Annotated in this window: 15 protein-coding genes; 8 read left to right on the forward strand and 7 right to left on the reverse strand. The window is 65.8% G+C overall.

Annotation, left to right across the window (positions count from 1 at the left end; translation table 11 throughout):
• Positions 1-50: 50 nt before the first annotated feature.
• From JQ616_RS10490 to JQ616_RS10515, 6 genes are all read left to right on the forward strand, one after another.
• Positions 51-485 carry a hypothetical protein gene (locus JQ616_RS10490; protein WP_212014136.1) on the forward strand — a complete coding sequence of 145 codons (435 nt, stop codon included), beginning with the start codon at positions 51-53 and terminating at the stop codon, positions 483-485.
• Between the two features lie 200 nt (positions 486-685).
• The gene (locus JQ616_RS10495) at positions 686-889 is read left to right on the forward strand and encodes a hypothetical protein (RefSeq protein ID WP_212014138.1); all 204 of its coding nucleotides are present in this window, start codon (positions 686-688) and stop codon (positions 887-889) included.
• Positions 890-906: 17 nt separating this feature from the next.
• Positions 907-2,847, forward strand: coding sequence for a glycosyltransferase (locus JQ616_RS10500; RefSeq protein WP_212014140.1), 1,941 nt, complete (start codon positions 907-909; stop codon positions 2,845-2,847).
• Between the two features lie 2 nt (positions 2,848-2,849).
• Positions 2,850-3,590, forward strand: a complete 741-nt coding sequence (locus JQ616_RS10505; protein ID WP_212014141.1) for an ABC transporter ATP-binding protein — start codon at positions 2,850-2,852, stop codon at positions 3,588-3,590.
• On the forward strand, positions 3,587-5,002 hold the full coding sequence (locus JQ616_RS10510) for a glycosyltransferase family 4 protein (protein ID WP_212014142.1): 1,416 nt from the start codon (positions 3,587-3,589) through the stop codon (positions 5,000-5,002). Before JQ616_RS10505 ends, JQ616_RS10510 begins: the two co-directional genes overlap by 4 nt.
• A 7-nt stretch (positions 5,003-5,009) precedes the next feature.
• A complete protein-coding gene (locus tag JQ616_RS10515) occupies positions 5,010-6,293 on the forward strand; it encodes an O-antigen ligase family protein (RefSeq protein ID WP_212014143.1) in 1,284 nt (427 codons plus the stop codon).
• Between the two features lie 197 nt (positions 6,294-6,490).
• Here the strand turns inward: JQ616_RS10515 and JQ616_RS10520 are convergent, their stop codons facing one another.
• Positions 6,491-7,726, reverse strand: a complete 1,236-nt coding sequence (locus JQ616_RS10520; RefSeq protein ID WP_212014144.1) for an ABC transporter substrate-binding protein — start codon at positions 7,724-7,726, stop codon at positions 6,491-6,493.
• A gap of 160 nt (positions 7,727-7,886) precedes the next feature.
• Between JQ616_RS10520 and JQ616_RS10525 the strand changes: the two genes are divergently transcribed.
• Positions 7,887-10,040 carry a carbamoyltransferase C-terminal domain-containing protein gene (locus tag JQ616_RS10525; RefSeq protein WP_212014145.1) on the forward strand — a complete coding sequence of 718 codons (2,154 nt, stop codon included), beginning with the start codon at positions 7,887-7,889 and terminating at the stop codon, positions 10,038-10,040.
• Here the strand turns inward: JQ616_RS10525 and JQ616_RS10530 are convergent.
• The 6 genes from JQ616_RS10530 to JQ616_RS39775 all read right to left on the reverse strand — a co-directional run bounded on the left by JQ616_RS10530 (position 10,000) and on the right by JQ616_RS39775 (position 18,800).
• Positions 10,000-10,935 (reverse strand): DMT family transporter, encoded by a 936-nt coding sequence (locus JQ616_RS10530; protein ID WP_212014146.1) that lies wholly within the window; start codon positions 10,933-10,935, stop codon positions 10,000-10,002. The two genes, JQ616_RS10525 and JQ616_RS10530, sit on opposite strands and share 41 nt — an antisense overlap.
• Before the next feature lie 84 nt (positions 10,936-11,019).
• Entirely contained in the window at positions 11,020-11,889 is an 870-nt protein-coding gene (locus tag JQ616_RS10535) for an NAD(P)-dependent oxidoreductase (RefSeq protein ID WP_212014147.1), read from the reverse strand.
• Between the two features lie 3 nt (positions 11,890-11,892).
• A protein-coding gene (prfB, locus tag JQ616_RS10540) for a peptide chain release factor 2 (protein ID WP_212014149.1) occupies positions 11,893-13,024 on the reverse strand; the annotation gives its coding sequence in 2 pieces (ribosomal slippage) (positions 11,893-12,954 and positions 12,956-13,024; 1,131 coding nt in all).
• A 106-nt stretch (positions 13,025-13,130) separates the two neighbouring features.
• Positions 13,131-15,632: a penicillin-binding protein 1A gene (locus tag JQ616_RS10545; protein WP_212014151.1), complete on the reverse strand. Its 2,502-nt coding sequence runs from the start codon at positions 15,630-15,632 to the stop codon at positions 13,131-13,133.
• A 259-nt stretch (positions 15,633-15,891) separates the two neighbouring features.
• Complete coding sequence (locus JQ616_RS10550; protein ID WP_212014152.1) at positions 15,892-17,217, reverse strand: N-acetylmuramoyl-L-alanine amidase; 1,326 nt, start codon at positions 17,215-17,217, stop codon at positions 15,892-15,894.
• Positions 17,218-17,831: 614 nt separating this feature from the next.
• Positions 17,832-18,800, reverse strand: coding sequence for a hypothetical protein (locus tag JQ616_RS39775; protein ID WP_349629979.1), 969 nt, complete (start codon positions 18,798-18,800; stop codon positions 17,832-17,834).
• Here JQ616_RS39775 and JQ616_RS10555 point away from each other — a divergent pair.
• Entirely contained in the window at positions 18,786-21,107 is a 2,322-nt protein-coding gene (locus JQ616_RS10555) for an Rne/Rng family ribonuclease (protein ID WP_349629980.1), read from the forward strand. The genes JQ616_RS39775 and JQ616_RS10555 overlap by 15 nt on opposite strands.
• Positions 21,108-21,168 lie beyond the last annotated feature (61 nt).

Below are 21,168 nucleotides of genomic sequence, written 5' to 3' on the forward strand. Positions count from 1 at the left end.
GCTTGCGGGCGCTGCTGTCACGGTGCCTGGCATCGATACGGACCCCTTCCATGACGCCTGCCCGATTCGATCTTGCGATCGCGGAAGCCTGCCGGATCGCCCAGGTTCCCTACGAGGAGTTCGTGTCGACGGTGATGGCGGGCGGCTATCCCTGCCTGCCGGGAGTCGTGCCCGGATCGCCGCGCCGCTTCGGCGAAACCGACCTGCTGGCGCTGTACATCTATGGCCGGCTGCTCGCCTTCGGTCTCGGCGGCTTGCGCGCCGGCGAATATGCCAGCCGCGCGCATGCCGGCCTTTCCGCCGAGCCGCGCGCGCAATCGATCTCGATCGCGCTGACATCGGACGGCGGCAAGCGTGTCGTGATCGAGCAGGATCTGCAGCGGCCCGCGGCAGCGATGCTGCCGGAGCGGATCCATTTCGACATTCCCGCCATCCGACGCCAGCTGCTGGCAACAACGACACGCAGCCCGGCCGAGCCGGCCTGACGCTCGGCTAAACACTCCCGGCTTCGCCCACCCTGCTACGCGCAATCGCGGCGCGATCGCAGCCGCATGCCTGCCTTTCCGTTCTCCAAAAAGTTTTCCACCGCCTTACGTGGGACATAATCCCACATTTTAGTCCGCAGCCATTGACGTGTGAAATTTTCCCACGTATCCAGAATCCATTCAGCAGGGAATCCGACGCAATGCCTCTTCGTTCGGCCCGCGGCCTCCATTCGCTTCGCGAATCCGATTCGCTTCGCGAATTCGGCCGGTTCGCCGCCACCACACTCTTCACGCCCCAGGCGCCCTGCGGCCCGATCGAGCCGGTATTTCCGGCGCTGCTGCGCTCGCTGGTGTTCTTCGCCGCGCTAGCGCTGCCGTTCGTCGTCGCCCTGTACGCAGCATGATCCGGATCGAGCCGCCCATGATTGTTGTCAACGAGCCGGTCCGGCGTCCGTCGGTGCTTCACATCTTCAAGGTCTACTACCCCGACCTGTTCGGCGGCACGCTGACCGTGATCCGCGATATCTGTGCTTCGCTGAAGGACACGTTCAACGCCGCCGTGCTGGTCTGCTCGCGCTCCGGCGGCGAGCGGCAGATCGTGATCAACGACGTTGCCGTCGAGCGCGTGCACTCGTTCGGCGACGTGCTGTCGCTGCCGGCGGCGCCAACCTATCCGTGGCGGCTGTGGCGCCGCATCGCCGAGCACGATCTGCTGGCGCTGCACGCGCCGTTCCCGCTCGCCGACCTCGTGTTCGCGTTCGGTCTCGGCCGCACCCGTCCGCTGGTGGTGCACTGGCACGCCGACATCGTCTCGCATGCGGCACTGCGCTTCCTGGTCGAGCCGCTGATGCGGCGAACCCTGCGCCGCGCCTCAGCGATCATCGTCTCCGATCCGGTGCTGGTCGAGACCACGCCGCTGCTGCAGGAATTTGCCGACAAGTGCCACGCCGTTCCGTTCGGCGTCGATGTGGCGAAATATGACCGGCCGGCCGCGCAGGCTGATGACGTCAACGCCCGCGGCCGCCTCGTTCTCGCCTGCGGACGCCTCGTTCCCTACAAAGGCTTCGACGTGCTGGTGCGATCAGCCCACGCCCGCAATTTCGAGGTCTGGATCGTCGGCGAGGGCCGCGAGCGCGACAATCTCGAGCAGCTGATCCGTGACTACGGCCTGCAGGACCGCGTCCGCCTGCTCGGCTCGGTGTCGGAGAGCGAGCGCGTCAAGCTGATGCGCATCGCCGACGTCTTCGTGATGCCGTCGGTGACCAATGCGGAGACCTTCGGGCTGGTTCAGCTCGAGGCGATGGCCGCGAGCCGCCCGATCGTCAACACCGCGCTCGGCACCGGCGTTCCCCATGTCGCCCGCGACGGTCTCGAAGCGATCACGGTGCCGCCCGGCGATCCCACGGCACTCGCCGATGCCATCGAGACGCTGATCAACGATCCAGAGCGGCGCCGCCGCATGGGTCAGGCCGCGCGCCATCGCGCGGTGACGAAATACTCGACAACAGCCTTCAAGGAGGGAGTGGAGACGGTGTACCGCAAGGTCGTTGCCGAAGAGGCCGCCACAAAGGATGCAGGGTCGTCAGCCCCAGCCCCGCATCTCCAAATGGCCGGTCCCGTCGGTGCGATCCGGATCGCCGCCGCGCTGGCATGGTCCGACATGCGGCACCGTTATGTCCGCTCCCTCCTTGGACCCTTCTGGATGTCGATCCAGATGGCGATCATGGTGGCCGTGCTCGGCTCGGTCATCGGCCATCTCTCCAACTCCAGCGCAATGGCGCGGCTGCCGATGCTGGCGGCGAGCCTCACCGCCTGGACCTTCCTCAACAGCGTCGTGCTCGACGCCACCACCGCGCTGCAGGGCTCGGCCAGCCTGATCAAGGATCGCGCGCTGCCGCCGGTGATCTTCCTGCTGCAATGCACCTTCCGCCAGGCGCTGTTCGCGGCCCATAATGCGGTGGTGCCGCTGATCCTGTGGCTCGCGCTGACGCCGCGGGATTTCGGCGGCGCCATCGTCGCCCTTCCCGGCCTGGCCCTGTTCGTGATCTGCACGATGGCCCTGAGCCTCGTGCTCGGCGCGCTGGCGACGCGCTACCGCGACATCAAGCCGATCATCGAATCCTCGCTGACGCTGGCCTTCCTGGCCTCGCCGATCATCTGGACATCGGAGATGATCGATCGCGGCTCGACCGTGACGCGGCTCAATCCGCTGACCCATCTGTTCGCGATCTGGCGCGAGCCGCTGGCGACGGGTCACGTCGCAACGACCAGCCTGATCTATGTGCTGGCCTGCCTCGCGGTGCTCGCGGTCGCCGCGACCGTCACCATCGCCCATCTGCGCAAAGCGGCATTCTGGATCTAGCCATGGCAAGCATCCACCTCCAAGACGCCTGCCTCGACTATCCGCTGTACGGCGCCTACGACTTCTCGCTGAAGCGCCGCCTGCTCGGGCACCTGTTCCGACAGAGCAGCGAGATGCGCACCATCCGCGCGATCGACAACTTCTCGATCGAGGCGAAGGCCGGCGCACGCATCGGCCTCGCCGGGCCGAACGGCTCCGGCAAGTCCACTTTGCTGCGGCTGATCGCCGGCGTATTTCCGGCAACCAGCGGCCGGGTCGAGACAACGGGCAACATCGTGCCGCTGCTCGGCCTGGGCGCCGGCGTCAATCTCGATTTCGTCGCCGCCGACAATATCAACCTGCTGCTGCGGATCTCCGGCCGCAAGCCGACGCAAGCGATCCTGGACGAGATCTGGGCATTCACCGAGCTGGAAGAACGCATGCAGCGGCTGCCGCTGCGGATGTTCTCCTCCGGCATGCTGATGCGCGTACTGTTCGCGACCGCGACCGCCTTTCCGGCCGACATCCTGCTGCTCGACGAATGGCTCAGCGTCGTTGACGAGAAATTCTCGGCCAAGGCCGAGCAGCGGCTGCGCAAAATGGTCGAGACCGCGGCGATCGTGATCATCGCCTCGCACGATCACGCGCTGCTGCGCCGGACCTGCAACAGCATCATCAATCTCGATCACGGCCGCATCGCCAGCACCGTTGCGCTGGATGCGCCCGTCCCGCATCACCTCGAGCTCAGAGAAATCACCGCATGACAAAGATCCTGGTCGTCAGCGAGGCGCTTGGCGAACCCAACCACAAGCGCGGCATCTTCCACTTCACCCGCGAGCTGATCCGCTCGTTGGCCGGCGACGGCCACGAGCTGACGCTGCTGGTCGAAACCACGCGCCGCTATCGCAAGCTGCGCCAGCGCCAGCAGCGCACGAGGCTGCTGCCCGACGGGTCGCGGCTGATCGAGCTGCTCGCGCTCTATCGCTTCCTCGACGAAGCCGACATGAATGCGCCCGTCATGCGCAGCAGCGGCGGCCTGCGCCGCACCGTCGACTGGTTCCGCAGCAAGCTCCGCGCCGCGACCTCGCTGGAATTCGCGGTCAGCTTCCTGCGCGCGCTCCATTTGCTGCCGCCCGGCGTCAGCCTGATCGAGAACCACGCCGACGGCCTCGAATACATCCCGACCGACCTGCGCCATCTCAAGCTGTTCGGCGACTTCCTGCTCGAGCCCGGCTTCTACAGCTATCAGGACACCTCGGCGCTGCTGCGGCTGCCGCCGCCGCGGGTCGACGCACGCGGCTACGACGTCATCCTCGTCGATACGCCGACCCGGGTCGCGATCCAGCGCAAGCCCGGCGCCAAGGTGATCTGCGTCGTGCACGACCTGCTGCCGCTGACCGACCTCAAGCTCAGCGACGTCGCGACGCGGCTGTTCCTGTCGCGCCTGTTCACCAGCCTGCAACAGGCCGACGAACTCGCCTTCGTCTCGAATTACAGCCTGGGTCGGTTCCGCGCCCTGCTTCCGCAGTTCGCGCACGTGCCGGCGCGGGTGGTCTATCCCCGCACCAAATTCGACGCGGCGGCATTGCCGACGCCGGCTGCCCCGAGCGGGCGGCCGTACTTCGTCGTGATCGTCTCCGCCGAGCCGCGCAAGAACCTCGCCGCTGTCATCCGCGCCTTCCGCAAATTGCCCCAGGCTGACCTCGTCGTGATCGGCTACACCGGCGCCCCCGGCCTGACCCGCAATGCACCGTCCAACGTCCGCTTTTCCGGCTATGTCGAGGAGCACGAGAAGGCTGCTCTCATCGCGGATTCCCATGGCCTGATCATGCCGAGCCTCGCCGAGGGCTTTGGCGTGCCGATCATCGAGGCGCTGGCCGCGAACACACCGGTGCTGTGCTCCGACATCGCCGTATTCCGCGAGGTTGCGGGCGAGCTCGCCGACTATTTCGATCCGTTCTCGACCGAGTCGATCGGCGCCTCGGTCACCCGCGTCCTGGCGCAACAAGAGCAATGGCGCGACCGGATTCGCGAGCGCCGAGCCGAGCTCGCCGAACGCTTCGGCCACCACACCCAGGCTCGCGACCTGCTGGCCCATCGGCCTGCCCCCGATGTCGCGAACGCCGCCGCGGCGCTCACCACCGCGATGGCGACTTTCAACGGCGCGACCGCGTAGTCCGATCATGACCACCGAGTCCCACGCCATCGACGTCGCCGTCGAACCTGCACTGCAATGGCGCGACCGCGTTCGCGCCTGGTCAGGTACGGCCGCCTATGTCCGCACCACCGACATCCTGATGGCGCTGGCCGCGGCTTCCCTGCCCTGGTCGACGACGGCGCTCGCCGTCTTCATGCTGCTGTGGCTTATCGCCGTGATCCCGACCATCGACTGGGAGCAGTTCGTTCTCGACCTCGCGCAACCGGCGTTCGCATTGCCGATCGCGCTGGTCGCGCTCGCGGTGATCGGTCTGGCGTGGTCGGAGGCCAGTTGGGCCGAACGGCTGCAGGGCATCAAGCCGCTCAGCAAGCTGCTGCTGCTGCCGTTCCTGCTCGGCTATTTCCAGCGATCGCAGCGCGGGCTCTGGGTGTTCGCCGCCTTCCTGGCGTCGTGCGCGCTGGTGATGATCCTGTCATGGATCGTGCTGGCGCTGCCGCAGCTCAGGTTCGCGCACACCGCCTCCGCCGGCGTGCCGGTCAAGAATTACCTCGACCAGAGCCAGGAATTCGCGCTGTGCGCCTTCGCGCTGGCACTGCCGGCGTTGACGGCGCTGCGCGCCCGGCAATGGCGCATCGCAGCCGGCGCCGGTGCGCTCATCCTGCTGTTCATCGTCAACATGCTCTACGTCGTCTCGGCGCGCACAGCGCTGATCTACATGCCGGTGCTGCTGGTCCTGTTCGCCTCGCTGCATCTGTCGCGGCGCGCCACGCGCCTGCTGTTCGCCGGCGTCGCCCTCGCCAGCCTCGTGGTCTGGACCACCTCGCCCTATCTGCGCCAGCGCATCGCCGACGTCGGCATCGAGTATCGCGCCCATGACACCTCCGGGATCGCTTCGACGGCGCAGCGCCTGACCTATTGGCGGAAGTCGGTGAAATTCATCACCGCGGCGCCATGGCTCGGCCACGGCACCGGCTCGATCAAGCAGATGTTCACGCAGGATGCCGTCGGACGAACCGGCCTCGACGCCGAGGTGATCAACAACCCGCATAACCAGACCCTCAATGCCGCCATCCAGTGGGGGCTCGTTGGCGTCCTGTTACTCTACGCGATGTGGATCAGCCACGTCAGGCTGTTCGCCGGCCGCGACCTCGTGAGCTGGATCGGGCTCGTGATCGTCGTGCAGAACGTCACGAGCTCGCTGCTCAACTCGCATCTCGCCGATTTCCACGAAGGCTGGATGTATGTGATCGGCGTCGGCGTCGCCGGCGGCATGGCGCTGCGGGCTCGACGGCCGGAGAAGATTCTGTAGGCGTACTAGTCAAAGTCCGTGCCACAAATTCGGTGTCGTCCCTGCGAAAGCAGGGACCCATAATCACGGATGGTTCTTGGTGCACGACGTCGGAACCAAGAGGCCCGTTCACAACGCGGGCCACGGGGTATGGATCCCTGCTTTCGCAGGGACGACAGCGACCTTTGCGGCGCGAGCAGCGGCCTTGTGACGCCCCCCTACCGCGTCGCCTCGTGCCCGACTTCGCCGGTGATCACGTCGCCGAACAGCTCCCAGGCTTCGCCGTTGAACCGCATCAGCTGCATTTGCTCGATCGGGAAGTAGTCGTCCGGCGAGGTGTTGACCATGACGCCCGGCAGCATCAGGTCGGAGTGGAAGTTCTTCAGATTGGCGGCCTGCTTCATCACATTCTCGCGGGTGAGATTGTCGCCGCACTGCTTCAAGACCTGCACCATGGCCTCGGACTGCACATAGCCATAGAGGTTGTTGGCGTTGCCCTTGTCGCCGTCGGGATAATACTTGTCCATGAAGGCGCGCCAGCTCGTGACTGCCGGATCCTTGTCCCAGGTCGGGTCGGTCGGGTCCTTCAGATAGGCCGTCGAGATGATGCCCTTGGAATATTCGAGCCCGGCCGGCTTCAAGACCGAGGCGACCGAGGTCGCGGTGTTGGCGAGGAAGAATTTCGGCTTCCAGCCGAGCTCGCCAACCTTGCGGATCGCCTGCGCCGAGCCCTTCGGCGCCGCCCAGGAGAAGAAGATATCGGCACCGGAATCGTGCAGCGCGACGATCTGCGAATCGATCGAAGGATCGGAGACCTCGTAGGACTTGTCGGCGATGATCATGTTGACCTTGTCGCCGAGCCCATCCTTCAGGCCCTTGAACTGATCCTTGCCGGCGTCATCATTCTGCCAGAACACCGCGATCTTGCTATTGGGGAACTTGTCGCGAATGTACTTCGCATAGATACGCCCCTCGCTCTGGTAGTTGGGCTGGAAGCCCATCGTCCAGGGAAAGTTCTTGGGGTCGCCGAATTTGGTGCCGCCGGAGGCAACGAACAATTGCGGCACCTTCTTGGCATTCATGTATTTCATGATTGCCGAATTAGAGGGCGTGCCGAGCGGCTGGAAGATCAACAGCACCTCGTCGCTCTCGACCAGCTTGCGCGCCTGCTCGATCGCCTTCGGCGGCGAATAGGCATCGTCGTAGCTGATGAAGTTGATCTTGCGGCCGTTGATGCCGCCCTGCTCGTTGATCATCCTGAAGAATGCGGCCTCGGTCTTGCCGATCACGCCGTAGGACGACGCCGGGCCGCTATACGGCATGATGTTGCCGATCTTGATTTCGGTATCGCTGGCGCCGGGATCGTATTTCTTCTGCGCGGCGGCCGAGCTTGCGATCAGTGCCGCACTTGCGAACGCCACGATCGCGCCAATATATCCAGAACGAGCCGGCATCGTTTTCTCCCGATTTTTGTCGTTGGTTTTGACGGCAAGTCTCGCAAGAGACGCATATGCTGGCAAGCGCCGGGTTTTTCCGTTGGGCGAAACGGCATTGTTGCCTGGCGCTATTTATGATTGAAGGTCGATCTGGGGATCACGAGTCGAGGCGTTCTGATTGCGTAAACCGGACATTCGTACCGGTCCGCGGCATCCGCGTTTTGCGGCCGCGGGCTATGAGATCACGCGCCGCCTCAGCGAACGTGCGATGGCCAAGCTTGGCCTGCACAAGGCCAACGGTGAGTTCGCGCAGCGCACGATCGCGTCGATCCGCGAAAGGCTGCAGCGCGGCGAGACCATCTACATCGCCGGCCTCGCCTGCCCCGGCACGCACAACACCGGCGTCGCGCTGGTCGAGGTCTCCCAAAAGGACGGGCCGCGCCTGATCGTCAACAACGAGGAAGAGCGCTTTTCCGGAAACAAACATACCAACGAGTTTCCACAACACGCGCTCGACGACATGCGCAAGGTGCTGCAGCGGATCGGCCGCGACATCGGCGACATCGCGGCCTTCGTCACGACGTGGGATTATCCGGCGCTGATGGCGATGCTGATCCGCACCTCGTTCGAGGAGGCGCCTTCCAGCCTCAAACTGCTGCGCGCGCCGATCGCCCCCGCGATCAACCTGCGACAGATGGATCAGGTGCGGCGCATCTCGCGCAAGCTTGCCAAGATGTACGGGCTCGGCGAGCAGTTGCCGTTGATCTGCATGCCGCATCACGACAATCACGCCTGGTACTCGTTCACGGCCTCGCCGTTCGCCGAGGTGCGCGAGCGTGTCGCGATCGCGGTGCTCGACGGCACCGGCGATGTCGGCTCGATCTCGCTCTATGTCGCCGAGAACGGCGAAATGAAGCAGCTCTATTGCAATGAGAGCCTGTTCGATTCGCTCGGCGCCTTCTACACGGTGATCTCGTCGAGCCAGGGCGGCTGGACCTGGCTCTCCAGCGAGGGCCGCTACATGGGCGCCGCCGCCTGGGGCGACATGAACCGCGCCACCAATCCGTATTATGCGCGCCTGAAGGAGGTGCTGCAGCTCGGGCCCAATGGCAGCGTGCAGCTCAATCGCGCGATGGCCAATTGGTACGCCGATCCGGCCGACAATCCCTATCATCAGCCGCTGATCGATATTCTCGGGCCCCCGCTGCGGCCCGACCAGCTCTGGAATCCCGACGCCGTCTTGCGTGTCGAGGACATCAATCACCGCCCCGACACCAAGGACCGCGTCGACAAGGCGGCCGCGACGCAATTGGTGTTCGAGGACGCGATGATCCATGTCATCGATCATCTCCTGCGCATCACCGGCACCGACCGCCTGGTGCTGACCGGCGGCGTGGCGCTGAACGCGCTCGGCAACATGCGGCTGCTCGAGCATTTCGACGAGGCGTGGTTCGAACGCGCGCAGCAGCGCAAGACGCGGCTGCATATGTGGATCCCGCCGGTGCCCGGCGATCCCGGCGTGCCGATCGGCGCCGCCTGGCTGTTCGCGCATATGGCGGGCGCGCCGCGCGGTGCGCCGCTGTCGCACGCCTTCTATTGCGGCCTGCCGCCCTCGAACGCCGATATCACCACAGCGCTGCAAGCCGACGACATCGCCTCGACCGTGATCGGCCATGTCGCGACTTCGGACGGCCGCGATGCGATCGCCGATCTGATGGCCGGCATGGTGGCGCAAGGCGGCGTGATCGCGATCTATCAGGGCGCGGCCGAGACCGGCCCGCGCGCACTCGGCCATCGCTCGATCCTCGCCAATCCCTGCGATCCGGCGGTGCGCGAGCGGCTCAACGAGCGCGTCAAGTATCGCGAGGCGATCCGGCCGCTGGCGCCGATGGCAACGCTTGAGGCGGCGCGCGATTATTTCCAGCTGGAAGACGGCGCCTCCGACGGCGACTACAACGCCTACAATTACATGGTGCTCACGGCGCATTCGAAGCCGGAGGCGCGCGCGAAGATTCCCGCCGTTGTGCATGCCGACGGCACCGGCCGTATCCAGATCGTGCGCGAGGCCGACGATCCCCTCACCTACGCCTATCTGAAGGCGCTCGGCCGCCACATCGGCGTCGAGATGTCGGTCAACACGTCGTTCAATGTCGCAGGCCCGATCGCGCAGACGCCGGCGCAGGCGATGGACACGCTGCGCCGCTCCAAGGGACTGGATGCCGTGGTGCTGGTCGCCGACGACGGCACAGCCTATGCCGCCTGGCACGGCGGCGAGCGCGACAGCGGACGCTTTACCGGATGGTATGCGGCGTGGAAGCAGGCGCGCGGCTGAACCGGCTCAGCACGCGGCCGTCGATCAGCAGCAACGCACTCGCAATGACAAGCGCGCCGATCACCTCGCGCAGCGCGATCGGCTCGCCGAGCGCGAGATATCCGAGCAGCATCGCGGTGACCGGAATCAGCAGCGTCACCAGCATCACATTGGTCGGGCCGGAGCGCTGCAGGATCCGGAAGAACACGATATAGGCCAGCGCAGTCGACAGCGCTGCCAGCCCGAGCACCGCAAGCCACGTCGTCACATGCGGCATCGGCAACAGCCAGGGACGGTCGGCCACGGCGGCGATGGGCGCCATCATCACGGCCGATGCCATCATCTGGAACGTCGCGGTTCCCAACGGAGGCACGCGCTGCGGCAGCCGCCGCCCGACCAGCGCCGCGAGGCCGTAGCTGAAGGCGCCGGCGAGACAAAGCAGGATGCCGATGCCCTGCTTGCTCTCGAAGCCGAGCGCGTCGCCATGCAGGATCGCAACCCCGATCAGCCCGACCACCACGCCCGCGACGCGGCGCGCCTGCAGCCGCTCCTCACCGGCCGCCGCCATCACGACAACCGCAAACAGCGGCGTCGTCGCATTGAGGATCGAGGCCAGTCCGCTCGGAATATAGGTCTGTCCGAACACGATCAGCGAGAACGGCAACACGTTGTTGAACAGCCCCATCGCGGCGAACGGCGCCCAGCCGGACAGGCCGCGCGGGAGTTCGATCTTCCGCGCCCGCAGCAGCGGCAGCAGGATGATCGTGCCGAGCGCGACGCGCAGCAACACCAAGGTCAGCGGCAGCAGTTCGCGCAGGATCACGCCGTTGAAGAAGAACGAGCCGCCCCAGAGTACCGACAGCAGACCGAGCAGCCCCCAATCGCGGCTATCAATGCGGTTGTCGGCGGAAGGCATGTCGGGCACTCACCTGCAGTCGCCCAGGTGACTAACGCAGGCGCGCGAATATTCCCACCCGATTTCCGTGAATGGCGGCCCTGCCTATTTCGGGCGCGACACGATCTCGATCATCTGGCCTTCGTCGCCATCGGGTGCATGGGCCTTGGCCTTGTCGTAGGCGGCGAGCGCGGCGCGGCTGACGGGCACGCCAGGCAGCAGCGTTTCGGCGAGACGCACGGCGTAGTCGGCATCCTTATGGCGCAGCGCTGAGGTGAAGGATGCACCTGAGAAATTGCGGTCGATCATCCGCTTGCTGTGGCGGATCACCTGCGGGCTCGCGATTGCACCGGAGGCCAACGCTTCGGCGACCAATTGCATGTCGAGGCCGGCCTGCTCGGCGATCGCAACGCCTTCGGCGAGGCTTGCGATCTGCACCGCGCCGATCAGATTGTTGATCAGCTTGAACACCGTGCCGGTGCCGACCGCGCCGAAATGACGGATCGTGCTGCCGATCGGGGCGAGGAACGGCCGTGCCTTATCGAGATCGGCCGCATCAGCCCCCACCAGCAGCGTCAGCTTGCCCGCGGCGGCCGCCTCGGGCAGCCCGGTGACCGGACAATCGATGTAGATCAGGCTGCGGCTGTGCAGCTCGCGCGCCATCTCGAGCGTGTGCTGGTAGGAGACCGTGGAGCATTCGATCGCGAGTGTGCCGGCCTTCATGGTGGCGGCGGCGCCATCCTTGCTCAGCCAGACCGCGCGCGAGGCCTCGTCGTCTGCAACCATGGTCACGACGGCATCGGCGTCGATCGCGGCATCCTCCGGCGACGTCGCCCAAATCGCGCCGCGCGCGATCAGGTCTTCGGCCTTGGCCTTGCTCCGGTTCCACACCGCGACCGTGAAGCCGGCATCGAGATAGCGGCCGGCCATCCCGTGACCCATGCGTCCCAATCCGATGAAAGCGACGCGCGGCATGGGCTAATCCACATCCTCGACGGAGCCGGGTCCGGTGCCGAAGGCACGTTGCGCCAGCGTTGCCGCCATGAATTCATCGAGATCACCGTCGAGCACCCCCGAGGTGTCGGAGGTCTGCACACCCGTGCGCAGATCCTTCACCATCTGATAGGGCTGCAAGACGTAAGAGCGGATCTGGTGACCCCAGCCGATATCGGTCTTGGCAGCCTGATCGGCAGCGGCCTGTTCCTCGCGCTTCTTCAGCTCGATCTCGTAGAGCCGCGCGCGCAGCATGTCCCAGGCCTGCGCCCGGTTCTTGTGCTGGGAACGACCGGCCTGGCAGACCACCGCGATGCCGGTCGGGATGTGCGTCAGGCGTACCGCCGACTCGGTCTTGTTGACGTGCTGACCGCCGGCGCCGCCCGATCGCATCGTGTCGGTGCGGACATCGGACTCCTTGATCTCGATCTTGATGCTGTCGTCGATCACGGGAAAAATCTGCACCGACGAAAACGAGGTGTGCCGCCGCGCGTTGGAGTCGAACGGCGAGATCCGCACCAGGCGATGCACGCCGGCCTCGGTCTTCAGCCAGCCATACGCGTTGTGGCCGGAGATCTGGATGGTGGCGGACTTGATGCCCGCCTCTTCGCCCTGGGACTCCTCGAGGAACTCGATCTTGAAGCCGTGTTTCTCGGCCCAGCGCGTGTACATGCGCAGCAGCATCTGCGCCCAGTCCTGGCTCTCGGTACCGCCGGCGCCGGCATGGACTTCGAGATAAGAATCGAACTTGTCGGCCTCACCCGAGAGCAGCGCCTCCAGCTCGCGCCGGGCGACCTCCTTCTTGAGGTCCTTGAGCGCCTTCTCGGCATCAGCGACCACACCCGCATCGTTCTCGGCCTCGCCGAGCTCGATCATGCCGACCTGGTCCTCGAGCTCGCGCTCGACCTTGCCGATGCCCGAGAGCGCGTCCTCCAATGAGGTGCGCTCCTGCATCAGCCGTTGGGCCTTCTGGGGATCGTTCCAGAGATTGGGATCTTCTGCGAGCTTGTTCAGCTCAGCGAGGCGTGCCGTCGATTGTTCGACGTCAAAGATGCCTCCTCAGCAGCCCGACTGACTGCTTGATCTCTTCAACAAGGCGTTCGATTTCCGCGCGCATGGTCTTTCAGGTGTTGGCTAAAACGGTTCCGGGGGATGTAGCGAGCGGCGCGGCAAAGCGCAATCGGCTTGGCGGCCCTATCCCGGCGAATTGGCGGAATGGGCGGCTAGTACAGCCCCCCGGTTCCCGGCCGCATGAAGAAGCCGCCGTCGGGCTGCCCGCCACTCTGTGACGGCTGCGGGCCAGGCGCAGGGCTGCGGCCGTCGGCATCGGCGACGCCGATGACCGAGTAGTTGTCCGGCGGCGCGGTGCCCGGCTTGAAGGCTTCGAGGATGGTGTTGCCGCCATCGCCCGGGCCGGCGCGCATGCCGGTCTTGGCATCGACGCGGATCAGCTTGATGCCCGCGGGCACCTTGAACGGCGTCGGCGGCTTGTCGGCGAGTGCAAGCTTGAGGAAGTCGCGGGCGATCGGCGCAGCGACGTGGCCGCCGGTCGCGGTGCGGCCGAGATTGCGCGGCTTGTCGTAGCCCATGTAGACACCGACCGCGAGATCCGGCGAGAAGCCGACGAACCAGACGTCCTTCTCGTCGTTGGTGGTGCCGGTCTTGCCGGCGATCGGCTTGCCGACCTCCTTGACGACGGTCGCGGTGCCGCGCTGGACCACGCCTTCCATCATCTCGGTGATCTGGTAGGCGGTCATCGGGTCGAGCACCTGCTCGCGGCGGTCGACCAGCTGCGGCTCCGGCTGGCTCTTCCAGCCGCCGGGCGCATCGCAGCCACGGCATTCGCGGGTGTCGTGCTTGAAGATGGTGTGGCCGTAGCGGTCCTGGATGCGATCGATCAAGGTCGGCTTCACCCGGCGGCCGCCATTGGCGAACATCGAATAGGCCGTGACCATGCGCATCACGGTCGTCTCGCCCGCACCCAGCGCGTAGGACAGATAGTTCGGCAACTCGTCATAGACACCGAAGCGTTTTGCATACTCGCCGACCAAGGGCATGCCGATGTCCTGCGCCAGCCGCACCGTGACCGTGTTGAGCGAGCGCTGCAGCGCGTTGCGCAGCGTGGTCGGGCCATAATATTTGCCGGTCGAATAGTTCTCCGGACGCCACACGCCGGCGCCCTGCCCCTGGTCGATCTCGATCGGCGCGTCGATCACCGTGGTCGACGGCGTATAGCCATTGTCCAGCGCCGACGAATACACGATCGGTTTGAACGACGAGCCCGGCTGCCGGTAGGCCTGCGTCGCGCGATTGAACTGGCTCTGGTCGAACGAGAAGCCGCCGACCATCGCGAGCACGCGGCCGGTCCACGGATCCATCGCCACCATGGCGCCGGAGACTTCAGGCAACTGCCGCAGGCGATACTGGCCTTCGACCGGATTGCCGTCCTTGGTCACCAGCGGATCGGCATAGATCACGTCGCCCGGCTGCAGCACCTGCGAGACCGCCGTCGGCGCCTTGCCCTTGGACTTGGCCCAGCGCACGCCATCCATCGTGATGATGCCGGTCTGCCGCTCCTTGCTGACCGCGCCGCCGAGCTCGCGGCCCGGCTGGAAGCCGATCCGCGCCGACTGGTCGCTGGTTTCCAGCACCACCGCCATCCGCCATGGCGAGATGTCGGAGAGCGATTTGACGTCGGCAAGCTTGACGCCCCAATCGCCGGACACGTCGAGCTTGTGAACCGGCCCACGCCAGCCCTGCGCCTCGTCGTAGTTCACGAGACCCGCGACCATGGTCTTGCGCGCCATCACCTGGATCTTCGGATCCAGCGTGGTGCGCACCGACAGGCCGCCTTCGTAGAGCTTCTTCTCGCCGTAGCGCTCGAAGATGTCGCGGCGGACTTCCTCGGCGAAATATTCGCCGGCGAAGATGTGCGCGCCGTTGGAGCGGTTGGTGACGTTGAGCGGATCCTTGCGCGCCTTGTCGGCGTCGGCCTGCTTGATCCAGCCGTTCTCCAGCAGGCGGTCGATCACATAATTGCGGCGCTCGATGGCGCGGTCGCGGTTACGCACCGGATGCAGCGCCGCGGGCGCCTTCGGCAGCGAGGCGAGATAGGACGCTTCGGCAATCGTCAGCTCGTTGACCGACTTGTCGAAATAGACCAGCGACGCGGCCGCGATGCCATAGGCGCCGAGCCCGAGATAGATCTCGTTCAGGTAAAGCTCGAGGATGCGGTCCTTGGAATAAGCGCGCTCGATGCGCATCGCCAGCAACGCTTCCTTGATCTTGCGGCTGAACGAGACCTCGTTGGTGAGCAGGAAGTTCTTGGCGACCTGCTGGGTGATGGTCGAGGCGCCTTGCGGGCGGCGGTTGGAGCCGTAGTTCTGCGCATAGAGGATCGCGGCGCGCGCCATGCCGGAATAGTCGATGCCGCCATGCTCGTAGAAGTTCTTGTCTTCGGCAGCGAGGAACGCGTTGATCACGAGTTTCGGCACCGCCTGGATCGGCAGATAGAGCCGGCGCTCCTTGGAGTATTCGCCGAGCAGCGCCCCGTCGGCGGCATGCACGCGGGTCATCACCGGCGGCTCGTAGTCCTGGAGCTGCGAATAGTCCGGCAGGTCCTTCGAGAAATGCCAGATCGCGCCAGCGACGCCGGCGACCCCGACCAGGAACACGACCGTTCCGGCGGCGAACAAGAAACCCAAAAACCGCACGAGCAGGCGCATTATCGACGTTCCGTTCCTACCCTCCGGCGCCTAATCGATCGAAGCGCCTGTCCAAAAGTGCGACGGCCTCACACAACGGCGCCTCATCTAACGAGGCCCCAAGCTTTGGCCCAGCGAGCCACCTTGCGCACACGAAAATACAAGAGCCGCCGGACAATATGGTCGATTCTGCGGACCTGCGGTCCATTGTCTATACCGTCGCCGCTGTGGCCAAACTAGGGCTTCCGGGCAACGGCGCCGGCTTTTCAGTCGGCCGATTTCACTTTGCCGGTCCGGCAGTTGCCAGCCGTTTGGCAAAGAACGCATCGATCGCCTGGACCATCGAACCGACCGCCTTGTTGCGCCAGTTCTCGGAGACCAGGTGTTCGAGGTCGCCCTTGTTGGAGACGTAGCCGATCTCGACCAGCACGGACGGCACGTCGGGCGCTTTCAGCACCCGGAAGCCGGCCGATTTGAGCGGATTCTTGTGCATCCGCACCGTGGTCTTCATCTCGTCCATCAGCAGACGGGCGAAGCGGTTGGAGAAGGTCTTGGTTTCGCGCTGCGCGAGGTCGATCAGGATGTCGGCAACCTCGGTCGGCTCATCGGTCAGGTTCACGCCGGCGATGGCGTCAGCCTTGTTTTCCGCTTCAGCCAGCCGTTCCGCCTCGGCGTCGGAGGCCTTGTCCGACACCGTGTAGATCGTGGCGCCCTGGGCGTCGCCCTCACGGCGCGGCAGCGCGTCGGCATGGATCGAGACGAACAGCGCCGCGGACTGCGATCGGGCGATCTTCACCCGGTCGTTGAGCGGGATGAAGGTGTCGTCGGACCGGGTCATGAGCACGCGATACTTGCCCGATTTCTCGATCCGGTCACGCAGGGCAAGGCCGAAGCCCAGCACCAGGTTCTTCTCGGTCTGGTCACCGGATTGGGTGCCATTGTCGATGCCGCCGTGACCGGGGTCGATCACGATCAGCGGACGCGGGTCGGTGGTCGTCACCGGCGGCAGCGCCGCGGTCGTGACTGCCGGAATGGTCGCGGTGGTGGATTCGGAGATCGCAGGCTTCAGTTCGGGCCGGCTCTCGGGCGCGAGCGACTGCACGAAGCTGGTGCGATCGACCTCTTCGAAGTCCAGCACCAGCCGCGGCGGCTGACCATTGGCGGCGTCGAGCACGTAGGAGTTGGCGATCTTCACCGGCCCGTTCAGGTCGAACACGATTCTGGAGCCGCCGGGCATCACGAGCCCGTAGCGAAACGCCTTCACCAGCCCCCGCCCCGTCCCGCCGGTGCCGGCAGGGAGCTGGAAATTGACCTGCGGGATATCGACCACGACGCGATAGGGATCGGCCAACGGGAAGGCGCGAAACTCGATCTTGCGATCCAAGTCGAGGATGAATCGGGTCTGCTTGTCGTCGCCGGCGAGCCTGGCGCCGGATGCGACCGGGAAATTCGACGTGCTGGCGGTCGGGGCACCAGCGGCCTGCGCAGCCTGCCCAGTCTGCGGACCCTCGGCCGCGCTCGGGGCGCTGGCCACGGCAAATATCGATACTGCAGCGCACAACAGCCCGCAGCCCAGAAAAACAAGGTGTTTTGCGCGGTTCTCCACCCGATTCGGAGCCTCCCAGCTGCTTCTTACCGCATTAAAACCGCACGGTTAATCGCACCCTAATGACGCCCAATGAAAAGAACCGAGTGTTGCGGCGGCGTGACGCTTCCCTTGCACGCGGCGGTCAATCCACGTATGTACGGGATGCTGACGGCTAGTACTCCCGGTTGTGTCGCGTTCAGCCTCCCGGTGCAGCGGTGGAACCTTCCAGATCGAAGATCCCGCCGTGTTTTTCCGGTCCCTCCCCAGCCAGCGCCGCGCGCGGCTGACACGGAGTGGCGGATTCAAGCCCGAGCGGCGTCCAGTCCCAGACACACTCCCTCGCCAGAGGGACGGTTTGAGACACGGCATAACCGATTATCCGGTCCCTTGGGGCCTCGATATGCGATGGCCAGCAGGTGCTTCGGCGCCGGGCTGGGCTTTCAGCAAAAGATACGGCGGTATTTCTCGCCGCCAACATGTTTAGACGGGCCGACGCTTAATGCGCCAGACTGCATTGCCGACCAGGATCTCCCGAATGATCGCGCTGACGCGAGGTGAAAACTTCGCCCGTCGCATCATCCCGGTGGGTTCCCGTCCGGCGCTGTGTCGCGAGACGCGTTTTGGCCTTCCCCTCACCCCCGAATCAGGTGGACCGTCGCGTCACCGGGCGGCGCAGTTTGCGCGCGCCTTGATCCGCGCCCGCCGCCGTCAAGAGCTCCAAAATGCCCAACAAGATGTTGATCGATGCCACCCACCCGGAAGAGACCCGGGTCGTTGTGGTCCGCGGCAATCGCGTCGAAGAGTTTGATTTCGAGACCGCCCAGCGCAAACAGCTGCGCGGCAACATTTACCTCGCCAAGGTCACGCGCGTAGAGCCGTCGCTGCAGGCCGCCTTCATCGAGTATGGCGGCAACCGTCACGGCTTCCTGGCCTTCAGCGAAATCCACCCCGACTACTACCAGATCCCGGTCGCCGACCGTCAGGCGCTGATCGAAGCCGACGAGCGCGCCCATCGCGAGGCCGAGGAAGAGCACGAGAACCGCGGCCACCGCCGCCGGTCGCGCCACCGCAATGCCCGCCGCCGCGGCCATGGCGACCGCGTCCAGAGCGAGGTGATCGAGGGTGCCACCGACGCGCAGCCGCAGCCCGCGGTCGAGGCTCACGAGCACTCCGTCGATGCCGAGCATCATGACCATGAGGCCGGGCATCACGACCATGACGTGCTCGCCCATGAGGGTCATGAGCATGAGGCGCATGATCATGCGGACCATGAGCATCACCACGATCACGAGCATCATGACCATGGTCACGACGATCACGGCCATGATGATCACGATCATGACCACCACGACCATGATCACGCGCACGATCACGACCACGCCCCTGCGGTGAGCGCGGCGGCCGCCAGCTCCCTGTCCGACCCCGTCGTCGCGGTGGTCGAAGCCTCCGTTGCGTCGGCCGTGCCCGAATATGTCGAGCCTGCCGAGGTCAATCATGAGCCCGAGCGGGCCCATGAGGAGCAGGTCGAGGAAAACGCCGCGCATGCCGACGACGCGCCGCACGTGGCTGGCGACGAGGTTCACGCCGTGGCCGGTGAGCATGCGGTCGCCGAATACGCAGCGTTCGCCGAGGTGGCCGCACCCGAAGCCGGGCATGGCGACGAAGCCGGCGAAGATGACGAAGAGGACGACGGCGAAGAAGGCGAGGAAGAGGACGTCGTCGAGTCCGTCGGCGGCGACGATGTGCTCGAGGAAGTTCCGGAGCGCGCGTTCCGCCCGCGCCGCCAGTACAAGATCCAGGAAGTGATCAAGCGCCGGCAGGTGATGCTGGTGCAGGTCGTCAAGGAAGAGCGCGGCAACAAGGGCGCCGCGCTGACCACCTACCTGTCGCTCGCCGGCCGCTACGCCGTGCTGATGCCCAACACCGCGCGTGGCGGCGGCATCAGCCGCAAGATCACTTCGGCCCAGGACCGTTCGCGGCTCAAGGAAGTGGTGCAGGACCTCGACGTGCCCGAGGGCATGGGGATCATCCTGCGCACCGCAGGCGCCTCCCGCAGCAAGCCGGAGATCAAGCGCGATTTCGAGTACCTGATCCGGATGTGGGAGACGGTGCGCGACCTGACGCTGAAGTCGCAGGCGCCGACCCTGGTCTACGAGGAAGGCTCGCTGATCAAGCGCTCGCTGCGCGACCTCTACAACAAGGAGATTGACGAGATCCAGGTGGCGGGCGAAGCCGGCTACCGCGAAGCGCGCGACTTCATGAAGATGCTGATGCCGGCCAATGTGCGCGCGGTGAAGCAGTATCGCGACGGCCAGCCGCTATTCTCGCGGATGGGCGTCGAAAGCCAGCTCGACGCGATGTTCTCGCCGACCGTGCAGCTGCGCTCCGGCGGCTACATCGTGATCAACCAGACCGAGGCGCTGGTCTCGATCGACGTCAACTCCGGCCGCGCCACGCGCGAGCACCATATCGAGGACACCGCGCTCAAGACCAATCTGGAAGCCGCGGAAGAAGTCGCGCGCCAGCTGCGCCTGCGTGACCTCGCCGGCCTGATCGTCATCGACTTCATCGACATGGACGAGAAGCGCAACAACCGCGCGGTCGAACGCAAGCTGTCCGACTGCCTGCGGCAGGATCGCGCGCGGATCCAGGTCGGCCGCATCTCGCATTTCGGCCTGCTGGAAATGTCGCGCCAGCGCATCCGCGCCAGCGTGCTCGAAAGCTCGACCGAGCCCTGCCCGCAATGCGGCGGCTCCGGCCACGTCCGCTCGGTCTCGTCGGTGGCGCTGCAGCTGCTGCGCGGCATCGAGGAGATCCTGATGAAGGGCGCGACCCACAATCTGGTGGTCCGCACCCGCACCGACGTCGCGCTCTACGTGCTCAACCACAAGCGCGGCCATCTGCGCGACCTCGAGGACTCCTTCCGGGTGTCGCTGTCGATCGTCGCGGACGCCACGGTGCATGGCCAGCAGTCCTACATCATCGATCGCGGCGAGCAGGTGCATACGCTCGAAGCCGCCAAGGCGCTGCTTGCCGCGCAAGCCGCTGCCGCACCGGCGCAGGCCGAAGAGGCCGATGACGAGGAAGAGCTGTTCGAATACGAGGCCGAGATCGAGACCGACGAGACCGAGGGCCTCGCCGACGACCGGGCGGCCGGCGAAGAAGCAGGCGCGGCCGAGGGCGAAGGCGATGGTCAGCGCCGCAAGCGCCGCCGCCGCCGCCGTGGTCGCGGTGGTGCCAACGAAGCGCGCGAGGGCGCTCCTCCGCAGCCGCGTGAGGACGGCGATCTCATGCATGTCTTGCCCGAAGGCAGCGAGGCGGTTGCCGCCGGCGACGCCGAAGGCGAAGAGGATGAAGGCGACGAAGCGCAGGGCGCAGCGCGCGACGACCAGGCCGGCAACGGCGATCGCCGCCCGCGCCGCCGCGGTCGTCGTGGCGGCCGCCGTCGGCGCGGCAGCGGCGGGCCGGATGACGGTCTCGCCGGATCGATCTCCGATGAGTTGAGCCCGGCGCCGGCGTCCGAAGCCACCGACGCGGTCGCCGATTTCGATAGCCATGACGCGGAGCCGGCTCCCTCGCTTGTGCAACCCGAGCTGTTTGCCGCGCCTGCGGAATGGCAGCCGGTCGAGGCCGTCGCTGTCGAGGCCGTTGCCCCGCCTGCGCCGGAGGCTCCGATCGCAGCCGCCGAGGACACCGCCGAAAGCGACCGCGCGCAGCGCCGCCGCTCCACGGTTCGCGAAAAGGTCAGCTTCGCATCGAGCGCGCAGCCCGACGCGCCGACGCTGGCTCAGAGCCCGGCAGAGGAAACGGCCCCTGAACCCGCAGCCCCGGAGCCGGCGCCAACCGCTGCGGCCGAGGCTCCGGCCCGCAAGGGCTGGTGGTCGCGCCGCTTCGGCGGCGGCAACTAAGGTTCCCTGAAAGTCAAAACGCCCGGTTCACGCCGGGCGTTTTTATTGGACAGGCATTCCG

The organism is Bradyrhizobium tropiciagri (assembly GCF_018130545.1).
Taxonomy (GTDB): domain Bacteria; phylum Pseudomonadota; class Alphaproteobacteria; order Rhizobiales; family Xanthobacteraceae; genus Bradyrhizobium; species Bradyrhizobium tropiciagri_A.

Excerpts from the sequence above, each read along its gene's own strand:
- JQ616_RS10490 (WP_212014136.1), top strand. The coding sequence starts at position 51 with ATGACGCCTGCCCGATTCGATCTTGCGATCGCGGAAGCCTGCCGGATC.
- JQ616_RS10520 (WP_212014144.1), bottom strand. The coding sequence starts at position 7,726 with ATGCCGGCTCGTTCTGGATATATTGGCGCGATCGTGGCGTTCGCAAGT.
- JQ616_RS10545 (WP_212014151.1), bottom strand. The coding sequence starts at position 15,632 with ATGCGCCTGCTCGTGCGGTTTTTGGGTTTCTTGTTCGCCGCCGGAACG.
- JQ616_RS10505 (WP_212014141.1), top strand. The coding sequence starts at position 2,850 with ATGGCAAGCATCCACCTCCAAGACGCCTGCCTCGACTATCCGCTGTAC.
- JQ616_RS10500 (WP_212014140.1), top strand. The coding sequence starts at position 907 with ATGATTGTTGTCAACGAGCCGGTCCGGCGTCCGTCGGTGCTTCACATC.
- JQ616_RS10510 (WP_212014142.1), top strand. The coding sequence starts at position 3,587 with ATGACAAAGATCCTGGTCGTCAGCGAGGCGCTTGGCGAACCCAACCAC.
- JQ616_RS10495 (WP_212014138.1), top strand. The coding sequence starts at position 686 with ATGCCTCTTCGTTCGGCCCGCGGCCTCCATTCGCTTCGCGAATCCGAT.
- JQ616_RS10535 (WP_212014147.1), bottom strand. The coding sequence starts at position 11,889 with ATGCCGCGCGTCGCTTTCATCGGATTGGGACGCATGGGTCACGGGATG.
- JQ616_RS10515 (WP_212014143.1), top strand. The coding sequence starts at position 5,010 with ATGACCACCGAGTCCCACGCCATCGACGTCGCCGTCGAACCTGCACTG.
- JQ616_RS10530 (WP_212014146.1), bottom strand. The coding sequence starts at position 10,935 with ATGCCTTCCGCCGACAACCGCATTGATAGCCGCGATTGGGGGCTGCTC.
- JQ616_RS39775 (WP_349629979.1), bottom strand. The coding sequence starts at position 18,800 with ATGCTCACCGGCCACGGCGTGAACCTCGTCGCCAGCCACGTGCGGCGC.